The following is a 26,659-nucleotide window of genomic DNA, read 5'->3' on the forward strand; positions in this document are numbered from 1 at the left end:
AATATTATGTTAAAAAAAACGCAAATTTTCGACGCAAAGTATACATTATTAAGAATTATCCTACGTATATAACCACTTTAGGCCGATAATACCCTTGGTTATCAGCACCTTAATCCAAAAATCACTGTAATTGCCCCCCCTTTTAATAGTGGTATCAATCCAATTGAAACCTAAAATTGTTGTAGTCGTCCCGCTGATAAGCCATTTTTTGCGTAGTGGGCGATATGGCGAAATAGGGCGAAAACGTAGTGGTAATGACGGTCTTTCCATCTGGTAAAAACTCCATAATCCGTAGCCAACCGTCTCCCCCATTGCCATGCCATCCACCGCCCATGGCCTGTGCATTAAAGGTAATCTGGTTCACTTTTTTACCGGCAGCGTTCCTGTCTACCCTAAAGGCGGTATGTCCCCTAAAATTATCAGGGGAACCAATATGACCCGAAAATACCAATTGTACGTTCTTGGAAGGGGCCACTAGCTTTTCCCAAATCGATTTACCATAGTTGGCATCCGCTATGGGATAGTTTTCTTTTTCCATATGCTTGTTTTGGGCATTTAGATAGGAATGGGTAAGCAATACCACCGTATGATCTTTATAGATTTCTTTGGAGATCTCACTGTTGGCCCATTGTAAAATAGTATCCCGCGGTGCAAATTCAAGGTTCAGGAACAAGAACTTTCTTTCTTGGGGGGATATCAGTTCATAAGTGGCATTTTCCACCGATGGCAGGCCGTCTATGTTCTTACCGGCTGCCCTCAAAGCCTTTGCATTCAATAGGTTTTTGTGCACGGGAAAATACTGGCTGTAATTGGATTTTCGGTTTTCAACACTTTTATAGCCAAAGTCGTGGTTACCTGCCGCCAGGATATAGGGAACCTTTCCGTCCAGTCGCCCAAAAGCATGGGAAACGGCCCTCCACTGGTCCCTACTGGGCATATTTCCATTTACCTTGTCCGGCACCAAAAGTTCGTTCTGCTCTACCAAATCGCCAGTACACAGCACCATTTTTATATTTAGGGCATCGATATTTTCACTGATCCAAGCTGTCATGGTTTCCAGGATGCCCTGATTTCTTTCAAATTTCACATAGCTCTGGGTATCCGGAACCAGAATAATGGACCAGGAATCCGGATTGGATAATTTGGGAGCCGTATAGGCTTCTTGTGCCCTTAGAGCAGAGGAATGTATAAAAAGGGAGCAAATTAAAAGGTAATAATAGTGTCTAAGCTTCATTTTGGTAGATTTTGATGGTTGTATGGGATAAATTTAACCTTTTTAGAGTAAGCCCAAATAAGACCCTTGCCCTAATTTCTATTTATTTCTTGGGATTTTAAGATCGGGATAGTTGTATTGGGATACCAAATATGATTATTTTCGTCCCTTACAAAAGCTTTACCGATACCCATGCCCGATTTCCAGAACGAATTGATCCCCTATTTAAAAAAGTACTTTGGTTTTGACCGCTTTAGAAAACAACAAGAGGCCATTATCACGGCGGTGTTGAACAAGGAGGATTGTTTGGTGATCATGCCCACAGGAGGCGGTAAATCCATTTGTTTCCAATTACCCGCCCTTTTGTTCAAGGGCACTACCTTGGTAATTTCGCCCTTAATTGCCTTGATGAAGGATCAGGTAGATGGACTTAACGCCAACGGTATCCCCGCAGCTTTTTTTAATAGTAGTCAGTCTGCCGAAGAACAGCAGGCCATATTGGACAGCACCCATAAGGGGGAGTTAAAGTTGCTATATGTGGCACCGGAAAGTCTACAGGGCCTATCCCCTATCTTAAAAGAGGAGTTTGTTGGTTGTGTAGCGGTGGACGAAGCCCATTGTATCTCCTCCTGGGGGCACGATTTTAGACCGTCTTACCAACAATTGGGATTTTTAAAGGCCTCCCTGCCCCAAACCCCCATTATTGCTTTAACGGCTACCGCGGATAAGGCTACCCGGCAGGATATATTGGCGCAATTGAAGATTCCCAAGGCCAAGCAGTTTTTGGCTTCCTTTGATAGAAAGAATATCTTTCTGGAAGTACGGGCGGCCCATGACCGAGTCTCCCAAATACTTCAATTTATAGAGCAAAGGCCCAACGAATCGGGAATTATATATTGTCTTAGTCGGAAGTCCACCGAAACCCTGGTCGAAAAAATTCGAAATAGCGGTGTTAAGGCGGCCGCCTACCATGCGGGGTTGGATTTTGAAAGTCGCAACCAGGTACAGGAGGATTTTATTTTTGACAAGACCCAGATCGTGTGCGCCACCATTGCCTTTGGGATGGGGATAGACAAGTCTAACGTACGTTGGGTGATACACTACAATATGCCCAAAAATATCGAGGGCTATTATCAGGAAATAGGTAGGTCCGGAAGGGACGGATTAGCGGCACACGCCCTATTGTTCCACAGTTATGCCGATGTAATCCAGTTGCAAAGATTTGCCTCTGGTGCCGCCAATGAGGAGGTACAGTTGGCCAAGTTGGAGCGAATGAAGCAGTTTTCGGAGGCCTCCAGCTGTAGAAGAAAGATTTTACTGAGTTATTTTGGAGAGTATTTACAGTCCGATTGTGGCAATTGCGACGTTTGTAAAAATCCACCACAGTTTTTTGATGGCACCGTAATAGCACAAAAGATATTGTCCACCATTGCCAGATTAAAGGAGTCCGAGGCTACGGGAACCGTTATAGATGTGTTGAGGGGAGCCCAAAATGCCAACATCTTGGATAAAAACTATCAGGAAATAAAGACCTATGGTATTGGTAAGGATATTTCATGGAACCATTGGCAGCATTATGCCATACAGCTTATCAACCAGGGTCTCTGTGAGATTGCCTTTCATAAGAACAACGTTCTTCGTCTGACCGATTTGGCCAAGGCCGTATTGTTCAACAACACCAAGGTACAATTGAGTCAGCCCCTGTCCAAAGAGGAACAAATGGCAGTTCGCAAGGAAAGCAAGTCCAAACCAGCTAGTGCAAATTCACTATTTGAAAAATTACGGCAATTGCGGTTTCAAATTTCTTTGGAAGAGAATATTCCAGCCTATCTGGTCTTTAACGATGCCACCCTTAAGGAAATGGAATCCAAAAAGCCGATGACCAATGAAGCGTTCAAGGAGATCAACGGAGTTGGGCAACGTAAATTGGAGGTTTATGGGGAGATGTTCATCAATGAAATCAAAGCCTTTGTAGAGGCAAAGACCAAGAAGAAGAAAAAGAAGACCAGGAAATCGGATACGGCTTTGGAAACCTATGAGCTGTTCAAGACGGGCGTAACCGTAGAAGAAATTGCAGAGATCAGGGGCCTAAAGCCCAATACCATCTTGGCACATTTGGAAAAATTGTACCATGAAGGGAAGGATATTGATATATACCAACTCATATCCAAGGAGGATGTAGTAAAAGTAGCAGAGGCCAGGAAAGAACTACAACAGCCGGAAGGCTTAAAACCCTACTTTGAGCATTTTGAAGAAAAAATGGAATACGCTTCCATTCGCTTGGCGCTCAGCATTATTGAAAGGGAGAAGATTTTATGAATTGAGTTGAAAGTTGAAAGCCGAAAGTTCTAACGAATTTAGATTTATATAAATATTAAAAATAGAAAGTCATTTCGAATGGATATGAGAAATCGCACAAGTAGCTCCTGCATGCAGTTTAAAGTTGTAAAGTCGAATGTTAAAAGTTTCTTAGTTTCAAGTTCAAAATTCCAAAAGGTAGATTACAATGGGCAGAAATTGTTTCAAGGTAAATCGGAGATTGAGCGTAGTCGAAATCGAAGTAGGGTAATGAGTTGTAAAGTTGAATGTTAAAAGTTGAATGTTCGGATGTTAAAAGTTCAAGGTTTCAAAGTTTCAAGTTTAAATCTAAAAGTCATTTCGATCGAGCCGAAGTGAGGAGAAATCCCACTGGTAACTCCTGCATGCAGTTCAAAGTTGTAAAGTCGAATGTTAAAAGTTTAAGGTTTCTTAGTTTCAAGTTCCAAATTGCCAAATGTAGAGTACTGTGTGCAGAAGTTGATTTGGCTAAATCGGAGATTGAGCGTAGTCGAAATCGAAGTAGGTTAAGGATTTGGAAAGTTATGCAAAATCACTCGAAGTGACGGGACGTTTGACATTTTGTATCGAAAACTCTTTATAGGGTAGAAAGTTTTTGATAAGAACGACACAAAAAAGCTCCTTCCCCCCAGAAAACTTTAGGGAAGGAGCTATGATTTGGTTACAACCTCCGTTAAAAACTAACAGATACCTTGCCCCTGGCAAAAAAAGGTGTTCCAGGGGTAAAATGGATTTCCTCTACCGCCTGCGCCTCGTTGAACAATCTACTGTTGGTAGCAAATTGGGTCTCGTTCCATTCCGTGTCAAAAAGATTGTCCACGATAAGTCCAAAATTCCAATTCTTCCAGGAATAATTTAGATTGAAATCGGTTACAAAATATCCCTTGGCAACAATGGAATTGTCTTCATTGGCAGGTCGGTCCTGTATAAAACGATAGTTCACTCCCCCCGAAAAGTTTTTAAGCCCCTTAAAGCTAAGTCCGCCCGAAGAGGTCAGGTCGGGAGCCAAGGGGATATAATCCTCCCCACTAGGGTCTTCCGCGCTTCTGGCATAGGTATAATTAAGATCGCCATAGGCGTACAACCAATCCGTTAGCTGGTACCTCGCCCCTAGGTCCACCCCAAAACGTTTGGTCTTGCCACTAGGTTCCACAATGCCGGCATCTCCCACATACACAAATTCCTGCTCCATAAAAAGATGCCAAAGGGCCATATTTAATACCAATCGGTTTTTTGGCTTGTAGATGGTCCCTATATCGGCTCCAAAGGCCAAAGGCAATATTCTTTCCCCATTATTGGCAGTAACCACCCTGGTATCATTGGAATGAAAGCCAATTCCGGTCTTGGCATACACCTGTATCTCCTGGGAGGCTTGGTAAATGGCATTCAGCTTGGGACTTAAAACCGTTTTGTTTTCACTCTTTTGGTCATAGGCCGAAGTCAATAAATTTTCATAATCAAATTTTAAATAGTCCAGACGGACCGCGGGATTGATGTTCCACTTATTTATTCTATAATTCATACTGAAAAAGCCATAGGCGTTCAATTCATCAATATTGCCAAAAGCAAGTTGCTCCAGGCTAGTCTTTCTGTTCAAGGTATGGGAAAGTTCCACCTCGTTGATATCGTCATACCTAAACCCTAGGCCCGTATTGAAACTGAACTGTGAATTATTGTCCAAGTGTAGGGTTTTGTCATAACTGGTCTCACCCCCAAGAAGGGTTCTATTTTCCTTTTGCTTTATTTGATCTCCGTTAATGGGATCCTCCAAGAAGAATGTGAAATTGGAATACAGTTCAAAATCATATTTGGAAATAAAGAACTTGGATGTAAGGCTACTGTGATGGTCCAATTGCCTGTTATGATTCACCAACAGATTGGTACGGCTGGTATTGCCCCCTTCGGTATCGTCTATGGCGCCAAACCTTCCAATGCTTCCATTGTCTACGGCCCGTTGGGGAATTTGTCCGGAGGCATCCCATTTGCTCTGAAAGTGTGAAGCGGTCAAATTAACTTCGTTACCGGCATCGTCCTTATGGTGGTAGCGTCCCATAATATTGATTCTATTGAAATTCTGGGGAGATTCAAAAACGCCATCGGAAATTAAATATTCTGAAGCGATATAGGCATTGTCATTATCGCTTTCCAGTAGCTTTATCATCCCCAAGCCCCTTAAGGTATTGTATTTACCGACTTCCATACTGACCATGTTTTTATCCAAGGTCTTTTTGGTGGTCAGATCCACATATCCGGCCGTATTAAAATTGCCTTTATCGGCATAGTAAGGTCCCTTGCCAAAATCGATATTATCTATGGTTTCCGGAATTATAAAGTGCATATCGGCATAACCTTGGCCATGGGCATGGGATACCATGTTTACGGGTAAGCCATCCACATTTATAGCGATATCGGTTCCGTGGTCAATATCAAATCCCCTTAGGAAAATTTGCTCGGCCTTACCGCCACCGGCATGCTGGCCAATGATGAGACCAGGAACCTTCCTGAGGATTTCCTGGGAGGATTTAACGGGATCGGATTTAACATCCACGTTTACAAAATTGCTCATGGCATTGATATTGGATACCAATACCACCTGGTCCAAGGACACTGCGGCCTCCTCCAGGACAATCCGAAGGGGGGAATCCAACTGACTTTCCGAAATGAGCAATTCTTTGTTCTGAAATCCAAGACTGTAAAAATAGATACGATCATTTACGCTAACGTTTGCCAGTCTAAAGGCTCCCGAATTATTACTGTAGGCATAATTGCCCGTATTCTTATTGTACACCCCTACTCCACTTAGGGGCACATTATCCTGGTTGGTTATTGTTCCACTTATGGTATGGGCATTTAAGGCTCCACAAAGTAAAAGAATCAACAATCCAAAGGTATTTTTAATCATATTTTTAATTTTTGTTCATATAGCTAGTAGCTATTTTTGATATATTTTGGGCATATCTATCCATATAAAACCAATGGCTTTGAATGCGATAAAGTTGCATGCCTTTTCTTTAAAGTATCACGGGATTGGACAATAACAATGTAGAAGCTGACCACTTACATCCAGAAATGGATATGGGTTGCTTTTAAAAATTATTATGTTCCAAAAATTAACAAAGGGGCTCGGGAGGAGGTACTATAAGTAATTGAATTCCTTTTGAAGTGTTTTCCTGTATGTGGGAAAAATGGGATTTTTTAAATGTTGCAATAGCTTGGTACGTTCCAAAATGGATCACCACTAGATGTTTGTCCAAATCGGTTTGCACCTTCATTCCGTCGTTGTCTTGATGGCTTGGGGTTGAAGCACTGAATGCCATGCTCATGAAATCTATAACCTCATGCGTGTGGGGTTTGGAATTGGGTGGATGAGAGTGACTGAGGAAACCTATTTCGTTGGAGTCCATATGTTTTTGGATTTCTGATGTATGGCTCAACGCCCCGGACGGGGCTACATCATGCCAATCGTAGTCCTTAAAATTATGGGAATGGGCGGCCATGGTATGATGCCCTATTCCTTGATCAAACGAATGCGATAAAAAGTGCATCAGTTCCGTTAGCTCCTGCCGTAAAGGCGCCAATAAATAGCAGATACCAATAAGCACTGCTACACTTTTAAACAACCACGGCTTCAAGCCTTTTTCATTTTTCCAGGTCACCAATACCTTTTTATGCCTTAGCTACAGAATATTTATGCGATGGGTTTCATTTTCGCCGAAAATATAAAATCATAGCGGTTTTACTGTTAAAATATCGTGAAACATTCTTTTTATTCTTTTATGGAGAGATGGGTATTGTTGGAAATTGATTTTAAAAGAACCAAGAGCCTAGAAGATAGAAGTTTAAAAGTGTAGAAAGTTCTAACGAATCTAGATTTACATAAATATTGAAAATAGAAAGTCATTTCGAATGGATATGAGAAATCGCACAAGTAGCTCCCGACTGTGGTTCAATGTTGAAAGTCAGTTCAAGTGGAATGCCGCTAGGTATTTTGTATAGACCACTGTTGTTGTGATTAAAATCCCGTTATCGACACCAAACAAAAAGAGCTCCTTCCCCTGCTTAGGGGAAGGTGGATTCTCCACCTTAAGGTGGGGAATACGGAAGGGGTGCGGGCCCGTGTTTATGAACATAAGCCGCTTTGGCCAAGTATGTGCAACTTCTCAATCGCCTGAAATAGGCTCATGTGGAAGTGACCGTTCAGTCCGTCTGAATGCAGTGGGAAACTAGATTTGGCTAAACCTAATATTGAAAATAGAAAGTCAGTTCAAGTGGAATGCCGCTAGGTATTTTGTATAGACCACTGTTGTTGTGCTTAAAATCCCGTTATCAGCACCAAACAAAAAAAACTCCTTCCCCTTAGCAGGCCTGTCCCGTGTTTTCCGCGGAACTGAGGTGGGAAATACGGAAGGGGTTCGGGCCCGTGTTTATGCTTACAAACCACATGGGCCAAGTATTTAATACCAATTATAAATCGCCTGTAAACCATGTTTGGACCTACGGGGAAGTGTTATTTCAGCATATATCAAATAAAAAATTAACAATAAAACAACAATTTGATTCCAATTGCGTTCTTAAAAAAAAGTAATTTTATATCACAAAAAAAGTTAGTTATGGCATTTTTATCACCGCAGATTGAAGCTTTGGCCAAAAGAAAAAAAGAACAATCCCTTGTTAAAAAAACCGATTCGTGTGGTATTTTTCAGGAATATGGGAAATTGGAAAAGATACAAAACCCCCAGGATAGCAAATAGCCTACTTTGTTGGGCCTTGTCAATCCTTTGGAAATAAGCTCGTGTCCAATCCGGGAATGAGTTTTAGTGCATTCTTATAATATAACTTTTTAAGTACTTCATCGGGTAGGTCCATTCCGTACATGGCCCAGAAAGCATGGTATTTTTTATGATACGGGAAGTATTCATCATCGGATTCCAACACCCTAAAATAGGTAGGAAATTCTTCCGGTTTCCAACTATCCTTACCAAATAGGACCCGGTCCTGATATTTTACAAAGAATTTATGGGCATTTTTTGGTTGTCGGCCCAATTCTGCAATAATGGCCCCTATACCTACATACATATTGGGTATTTCGTCCATTAAACGTGCTAGGGTACCCAAGTCGTTGGCATACCATCCCATATGGGCATTTATAAAGTTCGTTTTCGGATGCTTTTTAAACATTCTGTGCTGTTCCCCTATAATTTGTTCCCAAGGGGCTGGATCGGTTGCCGAGCGCTTTCTCCTAGGGTGTGTCTTTAGTTCCAGCCATCTTTCGTTATCCGAATCTACCTCATCCCAAAAAGGTTTTGGGTCGGCCGAGTGGATAAGGACAGGTACTCCCAATTCCCCACATTTTTCCCAAATAGAACTTAAGCGGTCATCATCTACCGCCAATCGTTTTCCAGAAGCATCTTTATCCCGAAGTCCAAGACTTTTATACACCTTAAGTCCCTTGGCCCCGTTCTTGATATCGGCTTCCAATTGTGCAACTGCCTTCTCGGACCAGCCAGGTTTTCCAACCCCGTCAAAATCCACATTGGCAAAAACCGCAAATCTGTTGGGGTAATGGTTTTTTATATTTTCCAAAGATTGTTTTATCCTTTCTCCCGAACCACCACTAAGGTTGACCATAATTGCCAAATTGAGTTTATCCATATCCGCGATAAGTAGGGAAAGATCCTGATTTGGCATTCGATACTGATGGCCATGGACATCTATAAATGGGAACTTGGCCCTGTGAATTTCCTTTCCTGGGACTTTAAGGGTCGATATAGGGTTGTATTCCTCGAAGCCCATTTCCTGTGAGAAGGCTTCATTGGAAAAGGCTATAATCAATATACAAAGAGGGACTAAATTCTTTAAAATCATTATGTCATTAAATTAGATTCTAAATTTATGTTATATAGTGGACAACCTAAAGTTTGAAGCTTAAAAAATTTCCAGAACATTAAATGTTTGACTTTAGCTTTACAACTGCAAGTTGAACTAATCCCGCCTTTTTCGGCGGGATCTAGGTTCAATACCTCGGCCTTAGGGAGAGATTATCTCTTTGCGGCTATCCACTCATAAAGAAGGAGATTGCTTCTTCGCCCTAGCTCCTCGCAATGACGTTTAGGTTTTTGGATTAAATAACTTTTAACATTGAATCTTGGAACAGCCAACTGTTCAATTTAGTTACCAGTGACCACTGACTACTGATTACTCTTTTTTACCCGTTCATATTCTTCCAAGGTGTCAATGTCGAGCTCTTTTCCGTCAGCGGCTATGCCCATAACATCGTTTGGGTGGGTTTTGATGATTTCCCTAGCACCATGGTCCGAATTCAATTCCATAAGGGCCTTAAAATGGATCTTTCCAAAAATGGCGGGCACTCCTACCCTATCGACATATTTGGTGGCTACAATGCTGTGTTGGGAATTGGAAAAATTATCGATAAGGGTATTTAAATACTGATCATCTATCAAGGGCTGGTCGGTCAGCATAACCATAATTCCCCCATATACTTGGTCCTGTCCCAGAAGGTGCTTGGTACCACAGGCAATGGAATTCCCCAATCCCATTTTCCAATCGGGGTTATATATTGTTTCACAGTGCCTAAAGTCGGTTGCCTGTTGTATCTCCTCCTGATAGGCTCCTAATACCGTCAATACTTTAGTGGCCTTGGAGTAACGTGCATTATTTAGGGCATTGCCCATCAAAGTGCTGTCGCCCCAAGGCAACAACTGCTTTATGGCCTTCATCCGGGAGGAAGTGCCGGCCGCCATGATCAGAATCGCTACATGTAAGTCTTTCGGCATCAATCGTGAATTCCGGTTTTCTTGTTTTTTAAGGGCATGGGTTCCTTTTCCCTTATGACCGATAAGATTTCGGCAACAATGGATATGGCAATTTCCTGTGGGGTCTCCGCACCAATATTGAGTCCGGCAGGACCATGGATTCCGTCCAGAAAGTCATAGCTAATCTCCGGGCTTAGTTCCATGAGTTCGTTAAATAGTTGTTCCCTTCTTTTGTAAGGACCTAAAAGACCTAAATATGTGGGTTTTGAGTCCTTCAATCTTAATAAATACTTTAAGTCTTTGGAATAGCTGTGGTTCATTAGAACAATGGCCGTATGCCGATCTATTTCGTCGACGGGAAAGCTCTCAGGTAAAATCCCAAGAAAGTCATGGGCCCCTTCGAAATCCAAGATATTTTTTTCCTCGGAGGGGTCGGTAACGATGGTCACTTCCCAACCAGCCATAGAGGCAAAGCTACATAACTGTACCGCATCATGTTCGGCTCCAATAATGAATAGTTTAAAACAGGGTTTCATGCTTTGCTCAAAAACCTCAAGTTTATCATGGGGACGGAAACCCGTCAAAAGTGGCAATGGTTCCTGTCCAAAAACGACTGTTGAACCGTAATCGGCATTGGACCCCTCTTTTTTTTCAAAATAGGACCGTATTTCAAAATGTTGTCTCGATGTCAGGGTTTTTTCAAAGGTTTCCAAAAATAGCTTGTCCGGTCTAAAAGGCTCCAATAAAATATACAGAATCCCCTCACAGCCTAGTCTATATCGACCATCATAGGTCATTATTTTGGAAATGTCATGGGTAAAAACGGACTGTGCCTGTCTTACTACTTCCTTTTCAACACAGCCGCCACTTACTGCGCCTATCATATGCCCGTCTTCCAATATCAGCATTCTCACTCCTGGTCTTCTATAGGAGGAGCCATCTAGTGCCACAACCGTGGCCAGAACACATTTTAAGCCCTTTGCAGTGGCCGATTGATATTCCCGTACAATTTTTTTGAGTTCGTGTGTCATACTACATTGGATCTCTGCTAGGGACAAAGGGAACCAACTCCCCTACTTCATAAGTGCCATTTTTGGGCTCCAAGATTATAAATCCATCCGTATTTACCAAACTGCATAGGTCACCAGATCCATTTTCCTTTACCAGGGAGGCTACTAAATGTCCCCGGTTAAATCCTAATGCAACCCTTAGCAGCAAAGTTAAGTCGCCCTTCACTGCCACGGCCTCCTTAAGGATAACATCTATTTTGGGCAGCGGAAGCCCCAAGGACAGTCTTAACCAATCCTTAAAGTAGACATTGTAATTGGCAAAGGTGGATACAGGGTTACCGGGAAAGGAAAATACCACTGTGTTGGTTTCTCTTTGAATTCCGAACCAAAACGGTTTTCCCGGACGTTGGTAAACTCCGTGAAATATTTTTTCTACACCCAATTCCTCCAATACTAGGGGAAGAAAATCGAATTTACCTTTAGATACCCCCCCGCTTAAAAGTACGGCATTGTGCTCCTTTAAAGTATGGTCAAGGGCTTTTTTAATACTATCTTTTTTATCTGGTAAATGGATTTTGGTAGGGACAATACCTTCAAGGGACAATGCCGCATACAAGGTATGGATGTTGGATTTGCGTATTTGGTGGGGCAAGGGGATTTCTTCTACCTCTACCAATTCGTTCCCCGTGGATACAACGGCTATTTTAGGCAGGGTGCGCACCTTGACGGATGCCTTTCCTACAGCAGCCAATACTCCTATTTCTGCGGCCGAAATGGCGCTGTGTTTTTTTAAGACCAGACCTCCCCTTTGCCGATCACTTCCGTTTAGGTGAATATCCTGCCCTTTGTTGGGTTTTTTGGTTAGTGTGGCCGTTCCATTTTCAATATGGAGATGTTCGTACATTACCACGGTGTCCGCATTTTCAGGAACCACGGCCCCGGTCATTATTTCAAGACAATTGGAAGGATCCAACAAGCGTTGTGAAGGCATGCCTGCAGCCAATACGCCCTCTATTGTAAATTTGGTCTGCCCTTTTTCAACGGCATCGTAGTTAATGGCAATTCCGTCTTTGGTGGCCCTGTTAAAAGGAGGGAAATTTCTATCGGCCACAATGTCTTCCGCAAGGATTCGGCCCATGGCCTTGACAAGGGGAACCTCTTCATTCCCAAAGTCCTGATGAAGGTCCATTACTTTTTTATATGCGTCTTTAAAGGAAATCATGCTACACAAGTTACAATTAATAGGAGATTTGTTAAAGGCTTATCTTTTGTATTTCCCTCCAGGTTATAGGTTTTATGTTCCTTTCCTTAAGTAATGCCACGGTATTGGGGTTGGTGAAAAAATCGAAATCCATTTGACGCCAAAGGGAACCAAAATTGGGATGGTCTGTACACACTTGTTTCATTTCCATATTGTCAAAGGCCGGATGTATTAAAATTATATTGAATCCCGCTTTTAGGTTTTCCAGCATATTGGTATACACTGGACCCAAGCCAGTGCTTTTCATTGCGCCGAAATTGCCCATATGAACTGCATTTACGATGCTGTCGGAGGTCTGGAGCGAATCGGGATTGCCAACGTCTTCCAGCAGTTGATCACTTAAAAAAATAGGTAGTTGATATTCCCTGCCCAATTCCCTGTAAACGCTTAGGAGTTCCTTGGTGAGGCCCAAAGTGTACATATGGGAATCCAAATGGGTAGGTGTTATCCCAGCTGCCAAGGCCCTATCAATTTGCGCTTTCAGTTCCTTTTTAACCTCCTGTGGCTTAGCCCATTTCTTTACCTGATCCCTTTTGGCATGGAAATGCCCCTGTTGGTCCACCAAACTAGGCACCTCGGAATAAGGGAGAACGGGTCCAAATTTGTAATGTTTCCATTCGCAGGTCAACGTCAGGTGAATGCCACAGTCGTGCTGCGGCTGATTTTTGGCAAAATTGGCCATATCCCAAAACCATGGACAGGGAACCATGATACTATAGGAATTTACAATCCCCTTTTCCAATGCCTCTATGGTGGCCGCATTTTCGGAACATGATAGGCCAGCGTCATCGGCATGAACCATTAAAAGGATATCCTCTTTCTTGTACCCTAATTGTTCTAGATCAAAATGTTTGGCCATATTGTTCGGTCTTGTGGATATTTCAGATAATCAAAAAAAATAGGTTTACTTCTGAAGGGCAAGGAATTGGTCCACTCCCCCTAAAATATTATAGAGCTCAAGCTCAGGGTTTATTCCTTCCAAGATTCTTACCGCCATACCACTCCTTTTGCCGGATTGACAGAGGAGGTAGATCGGATTTAGGGAGTCCAGTTCCTCTGTCCGGTCCTTCAATTCATTTAATGGGATATTAAGGGCCTTAAGTTGGGGCAATGAAAAATTTTCAAATTCTTCCTTCGTTCTTACATCGATTATTTGAACGTGCTTTTGAATTTTCAATCTGTTTTCAAATTCTTCAATACCAATGTTTTTATCCACCTTACAAACCTCTGTCCCATAGGATTCCAGGAGTTTTTTTATAGCGGTATTTTGGGGTTTAAGGCTAAAAGTAATGGTTTGATAGGATTGATTTAACCCATTGAATAACAATAATTTACCGTTTAAAATTTTCCCAACACCACTAATTATTTTTACGGTTTCCAAAGCCTGAAGATTTCCTATGATACCTGGAATAACCCCTAATACCCCATTCTCGTTGCAATTGGGGATTTCTTCCAGGGTAGGCATATTGGGAAACAAACACCTATAGGTGGGGCCCCCTTGATAATTGAAGACGCTAAGTTGCCCCTCGAATCCCTGTATAGCTCCGGATACAAATGGTTTTTTTAGGATTACACAGGCATCGTTGATCAAATAGCGCGTGGGAAAATTATCGGAGCCATCCACTATCACGTCAAACTGGGAAATAATCTCTAAGGCATTGTGTTTGGTGAGAAAAGTATCAAAGGTTTTAAATTGCGTATTGGAATTCTGGGCACTCAATCGCTCCAGTACAACTTCAATTTTAGACCTTCCCAAATCCTTTTCCGTATACAGCACTTGTCGTTGCAGATTGGTGATTTCGATATCATCCTGCTCAATTACACCAATAGTTCCAATCCCCATGGCATTCAAATACTGTAACACAGGAATGCCCAATCCGCCGGCACCCACCACCAAAACACTGGAGTTTTTAAGCTTTTGTTGGGCCTGCGGTCCAAAATCCTTTAAAACGGTCTGTCTCTGATATCTATTGATGTTCATAAACAATTGGCAATCCAAGTTTTATAATTTACCTACCACCTACTTTTCCTAATTGTGGGCTAATTTTAGCAATACTTTTTCGTAATCCTCCTTAAAGTTGGCATTCCATAATACTTCTTCATTTTCAGGAAACACCAATTTAATATCTTCATTGATCAAAAATTTCCGGGGACAGGTACCAGGCCCGTTATTCAGGTAATCCAATGACTTTTGCAAACCTCTGGGTTCCCAAATGGCACATAAAGGTTCGGGCAAACCACTTTCCCTTGTGGCAAAGGCCGTAGCCATTTTGTTTGGATTCCGTAAATCGATCAACTGCTCCAAAGCGTCCTGATCCATCAGAGGCAGATCGCAGGCCAATACCAACCATGCCACGTTCTGATTAAAGTTATGGGCGCTTAAAAGTCCGTTGTAGGGACCTTTAAATTGGTTCTCATCAATAATAAGTTGGTGATCTGGAGTGAATTCTGAAACCTGTTCCCCTCGGATGCTCAAATAAGTTTGGTCGCATACCGTTTGCAATAGTTGATACAAATATTCGCGTTGTGCTATGCCATGGTATTCTATCAAACCTTTGTCGGTTCCCATTCTGGTACTTTTTCCACCGGTAAGTACTAGACCATATATTTTAGTGGAGTTCATTATTTGTAGTTATTATTTTATTCCCTAGCCAAATACTACTTTGTCCCAAGCCGTATAAAGCTGGCATTAACCTCCTATGGAGGTCATTGAATTTTCAAATATTCCATCATATTTTTCCTGTTCCTCAAAACCAGTTTTGGATCTGCTGCCAATAGCTTTAAGGATATGCTCCTTAATCCGGGTTTCTACCTTGTCCCCTCTCATCACTTCCCTTAAATTCATTCTGGGCTTGCCATACAAACAGGTTATAACATCGCCCGTGGCCGATATTCTTAGTCGATTACAACTCCCGCAAAAGGTTCTGGTAAAGGATGGAATAAGTCCAAAAGTACCTTTATGTCCTTTTATCTTATAATTTATGGAGGTGGAGGTTTTGGGCGATTCCAACTTGGTTATTTCAGGATATTCAGATTGGATATGCTCCAATATTTTTTTATAATCCCAGGCAATGGTATTGAAGGACTTGGAGCCACCATTGAACGGCATTTCCTCCAAGAAGCGCACGGAAACCGGGTAATGCTTCATAACCTCCAGAATGGGGATAATGTCTTGGGTATTTTGATTTTCCAGGGCAATAAAGTTGATACGGACGTTGAAACCTTCCGTTATCAGTTGAATTAGATTGTTATATACGGTATCATATTGATTACGTCTTGTGATGCGTTCAAAGGTGTTTTTATCAATGGCATCCAAACTAACATTGATGTTTTTGATCCCCAAGCTTTTTAATTCTTGAATATAGGGCCCTATCAAGGTGGCATTGGTAGTAATGGAAATATCCTGAAGACCTTTTAAGGACGAAAGTTTGCGCAATAATACCATTAGGTCTTTTCTGACAAAGGGTTCCCCTCCGGTAATCCTTATTTTTTCTATCCCCTGCCCTACCATAATTTCGCTCAATTTACAGAGTTCCCCAATCGTGAAAAGGGAGTCTTTTTCGGCAAAATTTATCCCTTCCGAGGGCATACAATAGTTGCAGCGCAGATTACAGCGATCGGTAACCGCCAAGCGTAGATAATTTATTTTCCTATTGTGATTGTCTATCAACATTGATCCTCAATTTTTTACCCACCGAGTGGGATTTTATGCTCCTACCTTTGCCTCTCTATTGGTAGGTAAGCCCTATCCGTTCATACGGCCCATGGAATGTTATGATTGGTTTTTTTCCGATGCCTCCTGTGTTTGCCCTGGGAAAAAAGACTTATCCCCCGCTTACTGGAGGAATGAGTGCAATTTCATCAAAATTATCGATTATGGTATCATCATTTGCATAAGAATTATTGACAGCAACGGCCAAAGAGGATAATTTTTTTAGTTCAGGGTATATTTTGGACAAATATTCCTTAAGCTCTTTAACGGTCTTGGTTTTTTTCGATCCAAATTCGCTGGAACTAGGCATGGACAATGTTGAGCTACCTATAATATCCTTGGTAACACCAAAAAGTAATATCGTCATATCTATCCAATTATTGGTTGGTCGGGGACTTTCATCAATTCCGGGAATTTTGAAAACGGCTGCTGGGTAAGTCTATTTCCCGTAGCGGCCTTAATGGCATTGGCCACTGCTGCCCCTGCCGGGGGCAAAGTAGGTTCGCCCAATCCGGTTGGCGCTATTTCATTTTGTATCATATGTGATTCCACTATTGGGATCTCTCCCATCCTTATCAAGCGGTACTTATCATAGTTCTGGGACTGGGGTTTCCCGTCCACAAAAGTTAGTTCGCCATACATGGCATGGCCTACCCCATCTATTACACCACCTTCTATTTGATTTTTGGCACCCAAGGGATTTACTACGATACCACAATCCACAACGCAGGTAACTTTCTTTACAACAGGCATCCCGTTTTCAATCTCAACATCGGCCACCTCCGCTACATGGGAATTATGGCAATAATAGGCGGCAAAGCCTTGGAAGACGCCATCCCCTTTTTTGCCCCAACCTGATTTGTCCACGGCAACTTTAATAACATTTTGCATACGTTCCGGGGAATACTGGATACGCTCGTCCGTGGTACCTTTTACTTTTTCCAAAAGGTCCAAACGTAACTGAATGCGATCCACTTCCATGGTTTCTGCCAGTTCATCAAAAAAACTTTGTTCGGCAAATGCTAGGAAATTGGTATAAGGGGCTCTCCACGCCCCGGTAGTAATATTGCTTTGGTAATTGGCTACATCCACTTGGTAATTCTCAATGGCCCCTGCAGGGAAGAAATTGGGTATTAATCCGTACATGTTTCCGCCAACAGCTGCTTCTTTTAAGTGGTAGGCGGTTACTTGTCCATTTTTTATAGCCGCCTTGATCCTGTATTTTATAGCTGGTCTATATACGCCTGCCGTCATATCGTCCTCTCTGGAAAACACCAATTTGACAGGTTTTTTTATGGCCTCGGCAATTTCCGCAACTTCGTATACAAAATCCCCGTACAATCGCCTTCCAAAGCCACCTCCCATGCGTGTCATTTCCAAATGAACGTCCTTAACATCCCTGCCCAACATACCTGCTACCGCATTGGCGGCGTATTCGGGGGTCTGCACCGGTCCCACCAAATGGATTTTTTCATCGGTAATATTGGCGAAAAAATTCATGGGCTCCATACAGTTATGTGGTAGGAAGGGGGATTCGTAGGTGCGTTCCAATATTTTATCGGCCTGGGAAAAGGCTTTGTCAATATTCCCATCCTTTCTCAAGGTCTTGAACTCCTTTCCATCCAGGAGACCTAATAATTGCTCATCCTGATACTCCGTACTTTCCATAACGGCATCATCTACCCAAGTGGCGGATAGGGCTTCCTTGGCTTTTAGGGCTTCCCAGGTAGTTTTGGCAATGACCACCACTTTATCACTTTTGCCCATAGCCGCTGTCCAGTTGCCTACCCCTTCTTTTGTAAGTTCCTTGGCCTTCTCCCCTATTCTAATTACATCCAAAACACCAGGCATGGACTTGGCCTTCGTATCGTCATAGGTGTCCAATATTTTACCAAAGGCGGGAGGTCGTAAGACACAGGCATATACCATACCCTCTACTTTGTAATCCAATCCGAAAAGGGGTTTTCCAGTGATTATTTTATCAATATCCACATTTCGGGCATCGGTTCCAATAATCTTGAAATCCTTTATCTCCTTAAGGGTAATATTTTCTGGAACTTCCATTGCTGCGGCCTCCTTGACTACATCACCATACCCAAAAGTCTCCCCATTGGCATTGGTGATTATCCCTTCCGAGGTGCTACATTCCGAAGGATCTACACCCCATTTGGCAGCAGCGGCATTAATCAACATTTGGCGCGCCGTGGCCCCAGTCTGTCTCAAGGGCCCCCATGATTGTCGGATAGATTGGCTACCACCGGCAATCTGGCCCGAATAATTCTCGGTATCCAAGATGGCTTGTTCAACGTAAACCATGTTCCAGGCTACGTCCAATTCTTCGGCAATCAACATGGGCATTGCTGTTTTAACACCCTGTCCTATTTCAGGATTGGGTGAAAATAGGGTCACCGCACCATTATCTGCAATTTTTATAAAGGCATTGAAATCATTAAAATTTAATTGGGAAATATCTACTGGGGGCTGCACCTTAGGTTTACAGGCCGTAAAAAGGTTAAAGCCTATGAGGAGTCCGCCACTGGCCAAGGATGATGTTCTAATGAATGCCCGTCTATTGAATGTTACTGATGATGTCGACATAATTTTTTGTTTTTCCCTCTATGTTCCGAGGATTTGGTTTTGTGGGTAAGCGAATATGGCAGCCTATATTTCCATTGGGAAAAGGCCTATCCTATTTTTGTAGCGGCAATTTCCACGGCCCTATGAATCCTAGTGTAGGAAGCACATCGGCAAATATTGCCGTGCATGGCCGTTTTTATTTCGTCCGATGTTGGATTTGGATTTTTGTCCAGAAAAGCGGAGGCCGTCATTATTTGACCTGCCTGACAATAACCGCATTGGGGAACATCCACTTCTTTCCAGGCCAATTGTACAGGGTGGTCGCCATTTTTGGAAAGTCCTTCAATGGTAGTAATATGCTGTCCGGCTACCGAAGCAACGGGTAAAGAACAACTTCTTACCGCATTACCGTCCAAATGTACCGTGCACGCTCCGCACTGTGCTATCCCACATCCATACTTTGTTCCTACCAAATCCAAATGATCGCGTAGCACCCATAATAAAGGTGTGTCTTCCGCAACATCTACACTTTTGGAAACCCCGTTTACATTGATATCGTATTTTGGCATAGTGACTGATTTTAGATTGATCAAAAAAATACTCTACAAGTTACCAAATTTAGGGAAAGGATGTGTCACTTTAACAGTTTGTTAAGGGCATACTTTCTTCCAATCTGGCTGTTTTGCTTGAAAATTCAACAAATTTATTTCAGCCCTTAATGGGATTGAACAGTCCACTAAATCTAAAGGGAGCTTTTATCCAAAAAGCAATCCACATTGGGATGCAACCATAAAAAGGAAGCAGGTAAGAAAGTGGTTATTTCCCTATTCAATAATTTTTTGATGGCTTTTTTCTTGCTCGGCCCTGTGACCAACAGGATAATTTTCTTTGATTTTAAAATGTTGGCCATCCCCAAGGTTAAGCCATAAGTGGGTCTGGTCTTCATTTTATTGGCCATGGGATGCTTTAGGGAAGATTCACTTAAATCCGCAATATGACAATCTGGAATCAGGGATTTTGAAGGTTCGTTAAATCCTAAATGCCCGTTTTTCCCCAAGCCAAGGATACAGATATCTATAGGACCGTGTTCCTGGATTTCGTTTTCCATACGATCGCATTCCTTTTTTGCATCGGTTGGGCTACTGTCGAATGACAAATAATTGCTTTTTGAAATCTGTAAGGGTTCAAGGACTTTTTTCTGAAGGTAATAATCACTTGTATTTGGATAATCTCCATTGGTTCCGCCCCATTCATCCAGTTTTATAATTTTTATTTCCTTAAAACTATTGGGCGTGCTTTTGTTGTGATCCGCCAATTTTTCATAAAGCCTTTCAGGTGAATTGCCTGTAGCGGTACAGATCAACTGCTGTGGTTTTGCTTTTAAACTGGTCAATAGATAATCAAAAGCCATCTGGCTCATGCCTTCATAATCTGCACAGTAGCGTATATTCATAACAAGCCCAGGCGTTAACTTGCAAAGGGATATGTAAAATACAAAAATTTAGCGTTGGTCGTACATCTGGGCCAAAGTTTTCACCATCCACTTCCATGTATCATATAGGAGTCCAATATGTAACAAAAACATAAGGGGGCGGTAGCTTCATGGGCCGGGTTGCAATAGTGCCATTAAATACGGATGTCTTTATAATTGCGGAATGGAACAGCTGTGGAATAAGCCTCTGAAAAATGTGAATAAAGTCTTTAACAAATATTAACACCTATTTTAAATTGAAATATAATTTTAAATAGTTTTGAACGTTCTGCTAGGTGAACGTAAAAAATTATGAAAATGAAATTATATTTTAAGTTGGTGGCTATCTGTTTCAGTTTGGCCCTATTTGTATCCTGTGGAAATGCGGATGATGATGTAGAATACGGCCTTAATGGCGAAGGCGACCTGGGCCTTGGAAAACCTGTGGACGACTGTCTAAATTTGGGGGATGGCGAATTGGTATTGTCCATTCAGGATCAATACACCACCCTACCTGGAAAGGTATCCATATTTTTTAAGGTGTCGGATACCGACGGAGATCCTGTTCCTGGATTAACGGCAAACCAGTTTACCATTTATGAGCAAGGTAGAAATGATGACTGTTTCAGTACCATTTCCGCTACGGAGTCCTTTGCCAGGATTTCCCCCAATTCGCAGATTTTCAACAACAACACTATTTTGGTGCTGGATCTAAGTAATAGTGTTCTAAGCAGTAGTATGGAAGAATTGAAAACGGCTTCCACCAGTTTCGTAAACAACGTTATGCCAGTTTCCGATACCGAGTCCTTCAAGATGGCCATTTATTGGTTTGACGGAGAGGATAAGCTTCATGTACTGAACGAATTGACCCATGTAAAACAGGAATTGATAAATTCTATTGACGGGATCAATGCCGACATCAGCAAGGATCCTTCCACCGATCTTTACGGTGCTGTAATCAAAGCTACGGACAAGGCGGAAAAGCTATTGGCATCAAGTACAACCAATGATCGTATTGGTGCGGCCTCGGTGGTTATCTTTACCGATGGTACCGATCAGGCTTCCCGTTATACCCAATCTGCAGCCTTGAAAAAAGTGGACAATGCCAACAAGAACATTGCCTTTTTCAGTATAGGGCTGGGTGCGGAAATTGATACCAATGTTTTGGAAAAAATAGGCAAGACCTTTAGTGTGTTCGCTGGGAATAAGGAACAATTGGAAACAACGTTCAACGATATTTCCTTTAGGGTTGCGGAACAGGCCAATAGTTTTTACCTATTTGAATATTGCAGTCCAAAACGTGATGGTAGTGGTGAAAATAACTTGGCCATCCAAGTTAAGGAAGGCAACAGGCAAGGAGCGGTTCAAACTAAATTTAACGCAAAAGGTTTTACGGGAGGCTGTGAATAACCTAGGTTAAGTTTCTTTAAATCATATAGTTAGGGCATCAATTTAATTTGATGTCCTTTTTTTTTGTTCAAATTTACAAACAGTCCAACGTCTTTTTCCTCGATATGACCGTATAACCTTACAGAACAGAACACTATTTGTAAATTTTTAACAATAAGGAAATGAAAAAAGTAACGTTGGTTGGTTTAATGGGAATGGCGGTTTTAGCCTCCTGTGTATCTAAGAAAAAATATGTAGCCCTTGAAGGCGATTTGTCCAATACCAAAAGCATGTTGACAAAAACCCAAGTGGAAAAGGAGGAATTGGAATCCAAAGTCTCCAAAATTGAGGCAAGGGTTGCAGAATACAATGAAAAAATAAATTCCTTACAGGAGATAAATGACTCTCAATTTGCGTCTATAGATGATGTTGCCGTCATGAGCAATAACACCAAGGCAAAAATGCGGGCTACTTTGGCAAAAATAGACCCCAGTGAACTGGCAAAGGCCCAAACCTTGGAAGATTCCATGAACCTGGCCATTTCCTATAATTTAAAGAAATCCATTTCCGATGAGGACGATGATGTTATTGTTGATATCAACAAAACTGTGGTTATGATCAATATTTCGGACAAATTATTGTTTAACTCCGGGAGTTATAGGGTTAGCAATAAAGCGAACAGCATATTGGCCAAATTGGCCGAAGTTATCAATTCCGAGCCTAGTATGGAAGTAATGGTTGAAGGGCATACCGATTCCAGAACCATCAATACCGAAATGTTTCAGGATAACTGGGATCTAAGTGTTAAAAGAGCTACGTCCATTGTTCGACTTTTGCAGAATAAGTACAATGTTGATCCAGCCAACCTAATAGCTGCAGGTAGAAGCAGCTACTTGCCACTGGTTGAAAACAACAGCAAGGAAAATATGGCCATAAACAGACGAACAAGAATCGTGATTATCCCAAATTTGGATAAGTTTTTTGCCTTATTGGATGCCGAATCATTATAGAACACTACCATTAACTATAATTATTGTTTTATCCTAAAAACCCCGATGCATGCATCGGGGTTTTTTTTATCCCGTTGGTTTCGGGAATTGTAAGTTGGCTTATTCTATTTCCGGGAATCCTTTATATTCAGCACTTTTAGAATCTTGTGAAAAACCTCATTGTTTTCATATACCCCTTGAAACTCTTGTGAATGGGGTCCGTAGGCAAAAATAGGAACCATGGTCGCCGTATGATCGTCGGTAGTGAAGTCGCCCTCCACCATGCCCATTTCCATATTTCCCTGCGGCATGGTAAATCCGGATGTTTCATGATCTGCCGTTATAACCACCAAGGTATTTCCAGATTTATCGGCGAATTTTATGGCCTCCGCTATGGCTACGTCAAAATCTATACCTTCCGTGACTATACCGCCCACTTCATTCTTATGTCCGTACGAATCTATCTGTGCGGCTTCCACCATTAAAAAGAATGGCTTTTTTTTGGCGTTTAAGAATTGAAGCCCATTTCTAGTGGCTTCGGCAAGTATATTTCCCCTGCCCTCCAAAAAACTGGGAACGTCATTCTCCGCAATGAACAATCCTATTTTGTCTTTCTTGCTGGCTCCCAGTTCATCAACATCCTTTAAAATTGAAAAACTGTTCCCTTGAAAATCCGCTGTGTTAAAACTGGATTCCCCTCCTCCAACAAAAAGGGAGAGTTTACTCTTCAAAAGATCTTTGGCAATACCGTCGGTATCGTCCCTGTCTTTTTGATGGGCATAAAAAGAACTAGGGGTAGCTCCAACAATTTTATCCGTGGTGATACAGCCGGTTACAAATTGATGTTGGTCCAGTAATTCGGTAATATTTACAAGTGCTTGCCCGTTGGAAGCCATTCCAATAGACCTGTTGTAGGTTTTTGCCCCTGTGGCCAAAGCAGTCCCGGCTGCAGCCGAATCGGTTGTGAAATCGTCCGAGGACTGGGTTTTAATAAAGCCTATACTTTTCAACTGGGTCAGGGTAAGGCTACCGCCATTGGCCAAAACCGAGGAAGAAATTTGGGTGAGTCCATTGCCATCGCCAATGAGCAATATTACATTTTTAACAGCCTTTTCAGTTTGGTCGGACTTGTAGGTAGGTATATATACATGGGATTTGGCCTTGTTGTAATATACCCTATTCCCCAATGTTTCTAAATATACAGATGCCTTATCCGCCATATCCGTATTGATATAGTCCACCCCAAGATCGTGCAAGGCTTTCCATGCGGTCTTGGAGTCCGGGGTGGCCCAAAAACGGAAAGGTCTGTTATAGGAGTGGGCTTTGTCTATGGTCGATTTTACCCTTTGCAGATCCTCGGCAGTTAATCTTCCTTTTCCGTTCCATCTTGAAAACTTATAAAAAGGAAGGCTTATCAACGCTACTTTTTCCCAAGCATCCCCCTTTGGGATATCGTCCAAACTCTGATAGTCGAACATTATAAACTTTGGATAATTTTTGTATTCTTCCGGTTTAGGTCTATTTCCGGATATCACCATGGTGATATTGGGATTCTGGATAATGCTGGGATATTTTTCCAAAACAGTCACTATCTTCGCCAGGGTCGCATAGGTTTCCGATTTGATATCTATTAGAAGTTGCAATTCCTGGCCCTTCCCCAATTGTAATTCCATCACCTTTTTCAATGGTTCCAAATACAGGCTTTCCATGGTATGGCTTGGAATAATATCTACCTCGTCATGGGTGGCATATAAGGTGCCATTTTTTAGAAATACATCTACCTCAATGGAGTTTGCCCCATGTGCATAGGCATCCCAAAACGGTGCAGTTTGCAGATAATCATTATGGGAATGTATTTTAAATGAGTTTTTTTTCTGCCCCAAAGCGATTTGAAGGGACAGCAATAACAGCAATAAAAGGAAGCGATTGGTTTTAAACATTGAAATTAATTTATATTACTATGGATATTAATATTTGAAGTTCAACAAATTGTATTCCCATTTAATTTTTTGGAAAAAAAATGGACTCGACCAATTTAAACAAAACTAAATAATTATTTCGGTAGATATTGTATATAAGGTAGGGTTAACCTAGAAATAATCTATCCCAAATATAGCTTTGATAAAAAATAAATGGAAAGACCTTCAAAGAAGTTAAATGTGGCATAATAAGACTACAGGTAGGGTTTTTGGCTAGATAATTGTTCTATCTACAACAACCCTTATCAACCTATGTTCATAAATGTATGCTAAAGACTAAATTTTGTATCACTTAAAAAAGGAATATCATGGTTGTAATCAACGACATCTTTAAGTATAGCGCCATCAGTGAGCTATCCAATTGGTTCAAGGGCCTTGCCATCACTATTTTTAGCTGTATCGTAAGCATTCTTTTTATAATGCTCTACTGTATATTGGCCTATGGGGATAATATGCGCATTTCCTTCGGATATTAGAACTATCTTAAGATCAAAGCATTTTTAAAACTTCCTTCCCCGGATTTTAGGTCGATAAGAAATCCGTTGATCACGGCATAACGGGGTTTGCGGTCTTCTTCCAATATAAAGTTGGGGATAGCGCCTACCCTCAATTTAAATTCCGGGACTTTGTAGTCCTTACCTATAATGTTGATGGGAAAGGTTACATGATTTTCGCCCTTGGGGATATTTTCTACCCGTACATAGGTGAAACCAGACCTCAGAAGATCCATTATCTTTAACTGTGATACCTCTTTTACGGAAGTTAGGATTTTTGGATAAACCTTTCCTCCGGCTATTGCATAGCCCTTGCCTTCCAAGGTTTCATATCCATAATAGGTGGATAGATCCCCTTGGTCTACCACCCTACTGCTGTTATAGTAGGTTTTATGCGATGGGTCATCAATCTCTAGTTGGTGTATGCCTACATCCAAGGTATAATTTTTCCCCAACAAATTATAGGTAAGGTTATTGAGTTTAAGGTCGAACAGTTTTCTATCATTTTCTGGAATTTTGTCGTAGTCCGAAATGGGAATATTTTTATAATTTTCTTTGGCGATACTATAGATGGCGGATAGGATGGAAACATAGTTCAATTTTCTGATTTCCTGTTTTTCCGGATCACTTTTGTAACCGCCAGATTCTATTAAAATGGCACTGGTACCCCATTTTTGTATGTTGTCCCCAAAGGCCCTGGGCTCAAAATCGTCATTATAACGCCCTACCTGCCCTGGAGCATATTTCTGAATTATTTGATTCATATATACGATAACCTTCATAGCATTGGCGCGCACAGCATTGATGTCCTTCTCATAATTATAGGCAGGTGCCAAATAGGAGATGGTCGCCGGCTTATCCGTTCTTTCCGCATTGTAATAGGTGCTCTGGTCGTGAAGATTAAATCCGAATGCCGCATCCAAACTATCCCTTACCCTTTTTAAGGTCCTTCCTTCCGGAGATTGCAATGCAAGCGCATCCCTATTGATATCTATTCCCAAGGCATTTCTTCTCTGAAAAACTTCCGCCCCATCCGGATTGAGCATAGGCAAAAAGTGTAATTTTAAATTTTTTAAAATGTTATCCTTTTCACTTTTGAAATCGCCACTGCTAAAAAAATTGAAAATATCAAATATTGCCTGGGTAGCCGTAGGTTCGTCCCCGTGCATTTGGGACCAAAGAAAAACGTCGGTGGCACCTGTCCCAATACTGATTAGGGATAGGCTTCGCCCTTCGATGGATTTACCTACAACCTTTACCTTAAATTGGGGGTTGGCAGACAATCTGTTAATAAGCGGTTGTATCCCATTGTGTTTTATCCGTCTTTTATCCAAAGAAGGTTCCTTGTATTTTTCATAAGTAGAATACAAGTTGGAAGTAAAATCAATTTCCTGCCCGAAGCCAGAAAAGACCATTAGTAAACAAATGATGAGGGCTATTTTATATGATGTCAT

The 26,659-nt window shown here is 41.7% G+C and carries 22 protein-coding genes; 5 read left to right on the forward strand and 17 right to left on the reverse strand.

Annotation, left to right across the window (positions count from 1 at the left end; genetic code table 11):
- Positions 1-154 precede the first annotated feature (154 nt).
- Positions 155-1,234, reverse strand: coding sequence for a metallophosphoesterase (locus C7972_RS05615; protein ID WP_110355246.1), 1,080 nt, complete (start codon positions 1,232-1,234; stop codon positions 155-157).
- A gap of 171 nt (positions 1,235-1,405) precedes the next feature.
- Here C7972_RS05615 and recQ point away from each other — a divergent pair, with 171 nt between their 5' ends.
- Positions 1,406-3,532 (forward strand): DNA helicase RecQ, encoded by a 2,127-nt coding sequence (gene recQ, locus C7972_RS05620; RefSeq protein WP_110355247.1) that lies wholly within the window; start codon positions 1,406-1,408, stop codon positions 3,530-3,532.
- 691 nt (positions 3,533-4,223) lie between these two features.
- On the opposite strand, the gene C7972_RS05625 is transcribed toward recQ, so the two are convergent.
- Positions 4,224-6,452, reverse strand: a complete 2,229-nt coding sequence (locus C7972_RS05625) for a TonB-dependent receptor plug domain-containing protein (protein ID WP_110355248.1) — start codon at positions 6,450-6,452, stop codon at positions 4,224-4,226.
- Positions 6,453-6,660: 208 nt separating this feature from the next.
- A complete protein-coding gene (locus C7972_RS05630; protein ID WP_110355249.1) occupies positions 6,661-7,206 on the reverse strand; it encodes a hypothetical protein in 546 nt (181 codons plus the stop codon).
- Positions 7,207-8,160: 954 nt separating this feature from the next.
- Here C7972_RS05630 and C7972_RS23755 point away from each other — a divergent pair.
- Positions 8,161-8,301 carry a hypothetical protein gene (locus C7972_RS23755; RefSeq protein ID WP_181422832.1) on the forward strand — a complete coding sequence of 47 codons (141 nt, stop codon included), beginning with the start codon at positions 8,161-8,163 and terminating at the stop codon, positions 8,299-8,301.
- 19 nt (positions 8,302-8,320) lie between these two features.
- Here the strand turns inward: C7972_RS23755 and C7972_RS05640 are convergent, their stop codons facing one another.
- The 12 genes from C7972_RS05640 to C7972_RS05695 form a co-directional block, all read right to left on the reverse strand.
- Complete coding sequence (locus C7972_RS05640) at positions 8,321-9,415, reverse strand: amidohydrolase family protein (RefSeq protein ID WP_110355251.1); 1,095 nt, start codon at positions 9,413-9,415, stop codon at positions 8,321-8,323.
- A gap of 323 nt (positions 9,416-9,738) precedes the next feature.
- Positions 9,739-10,344: an NTP transferase domain-containing protein gene (locus tag C7972_RS05645; protein ID WP_110355252.1), complete on the reverse strand. Its 606-nt coding sequence runs from the start codon at positions 10,342-10,344 to the stop codon at positions 9,739-9,741.
- On the reverse strand, positions 10,344-11,354 hold the full coding sequence (locus C7972_RS05650) for an XdhC family protein (protein WP_110355253.1): 1,011 nt from the start codon (positions 11,352-11,354) through the stop codon (positions 10,344-10,346). Before C7972_RS05650 ends, C7972_RS05645 begins: the two co-directional genes overlap by 1 nt.
- A 1-nt stretch (position 11,355) precedes the next feature.
- Entirely contained in the window at positions 11,356-12,555 is a 1,200-nt protein-coding gene (locus tag C7972_RS05655; RefSeq protein WP_110355254.1) for a molybdopterin molybdotransferase MoeA, read from the reverse strand.
- Positions 12,556-12,586: 31 nt separating this feature from the next.
- Positions 12,587-13,453 carry a polysaccharide deacetylase family protein gene (locus C7972_RS05660; protein WP_110355255.1) on the reverse strand — a complete coding sequence of 289 codons (867 nt, stop codon included), beginning with the start codon at positions 13,451-13,453 and terminating at the stop codon, positions 12,587-12,589.
- A gap of 45 nt (positions 13,454-13,498) precedes the next feature.
- The gene (locus C7972_RS05665) at positions 13,499-14,575 is read right to left on the reverse strand and encodes a HesA/MoeB/ThiF family protein (protein WP_110355256.1); all 1,077 of its coding nucleotides are present in this window, start codon (positions 14,573-14,575) and stop codon (positions 13,499-13,501) included.
- A 48-nt stretch (positions 14,576-14,623) separates the two neighbouring features.
- Complete coding sequence (locus tag C7972_RS05670; protein ID WP_110355257.1) at positions 14,624-15,217, reverse strand: molybdenum cofactor guanylyltransferase; 594 nt, start codon at positions 15,215-15,217, stop codon at positions 14,624-14,626.
- Between the two features lie 66 nt (positions 15,218-15,283).
- A complete protein-coding gene (moaA, locus tag C7972_RS05675; protein ID WP_110355258.1) occupies positions 15,284-16,267 on the reverse strand; it encodes a GTP 3',8-cyclase MoaA in 984 nt (327 codons plus the stop codon).
- 151 nt (positions 16,268-16,418) lie between these two features.
- The gene (locus tag C7972_RS05680) at positions 16,419-16,673 is read right to left on the reverse strand and encodes a MoaD/ThiS family protein (RefSeq protein ID WP_110355259.1); all 255 of its coding nucleotides are present in this window, start codon (positions 16,671-16,673) and stop codon (positions 16,419-16,421) included.
- A 2-nt stretch (positions 16,674-16,675) separates the two neighbouring features.
- Positions 16,676-18,904: a xanthine dehydrogenase family protein molybdopterin-binding subunit gene (locus C7972_RS05685; protein WP_110355260.1), complete on the reverse strand. Its 2,229-nt coding sequence runs from the start codon at positions 18,902-18,904 to the stop codon at positions 16,676-16,678.
- An 86-nt stretch (positions 18,905-18,990) separates the two neighbouring features.
- Positions 18,991-19,452, reverse strand: coding sequence for a (2Fe-2S)-binding protein (locus tag C7972_RS05690; protein WP_110355261.1), 462 nt, complete (start codon positions 19,450-19,452; stop codon positions 18,991-18,993).
- A 173-nt stretch (positions 19,453-19,625) separates the two neighbouring features.
- Positions 19,626-20,336: a galactosamine-6-phosphate isomerase gene (locus tag C7972_RS05695; protein ID WP_110355262.1), complete on the reverse strand. Its 711-nt coding sequence runs from the start codon at positions 20,334-20,336 to the stop codon at positions 19,626-19,628.
- A gap of 336 nt (positions 20,337-20,672) precedes the next feature.
- On the opposite strand from C7972_RS05695, the gene C7972_RS05700 reads away from it, so the two are divergent.
- Together C7972_RS05700 and C7972_RS05705 are read left to right on the forward strand one after the other, a co-directional pair.
- Positions 20,673-21,764, forward strand: coding sequence for a VWA domain-containing protein (locus tag C7972_RS05700; RefSeq protein ID WP_110355263.1), 1,092 nt, complete (start codon positions 20,673-20,675; stop codon positions 21,762-21,764).
- Positions 21,765-21,925: 161 nt separating this feature from the next.
- Complete coding sequence (locus C7972_RS05705; RefSeq protein WP_110355264.1) at positions 21,926-22,753, forward strand: OmpA family protein; 828 nt, start codon at positions 21,926-21,928, stop codon at positions 22,751-22,753.
- Between the two features lie 104 nt (positions 22,754-22,857).
- Here C7972_RS05705 and C7972_RS05710 read toward each other — a convergent pair whose 3' ends face one another.
- Positions 22,858-24,672 (reverse strand): alkaline phosphatase, encoded by a 1,815-nt coding sequence (locus C7972_RS05710; protein ID WP_258364782.1) that lies wholly within the window; start codon positions 24,670-24,672, stop codon positions 22,858-22,860.
- 347 nt (positions 24,673-25,019) lie between these two features.
- Here C7972_RS05710 and C7972_RS23760 point away from each other — a divergent pair, with 347 nt between their 5' ends.
- Positions 25,020-25,187, forward strand: coding sequence for a hypothetical protein (locus C7972_RS23760; RefSeq protein ID WP_181422833.1), 168 nt, complete (start codon positions 25,020-25,022; stop codon positions 25,185-25,187).
- A gap of 2 nt (positions 25,188-25,189) precedes the next feature.
- Here C7972_RS23760 and C7972_RS05715 read toward each other — a convergent pair whose 3' ends face one another.
- On the reverse strand, positions 25,190-26,659 hold the full coding sequence (locus C7972_RS05715) for a M14 metallopeptidase family protein (protein ID WP_110355265.1): 1,470 nt from the start codon (positions 26,657-26,659) through the stop codon (positions 25,190-25,192).

The organism is Arenibacter sp. ARW7G5Y1 (genome assembly GCF_003201775.1).
Lineage (GTDB): Bacteria > Bacteroidota > Bacteroidia > Flavobacteriales > Flavobacteriaceae > Arenibacter.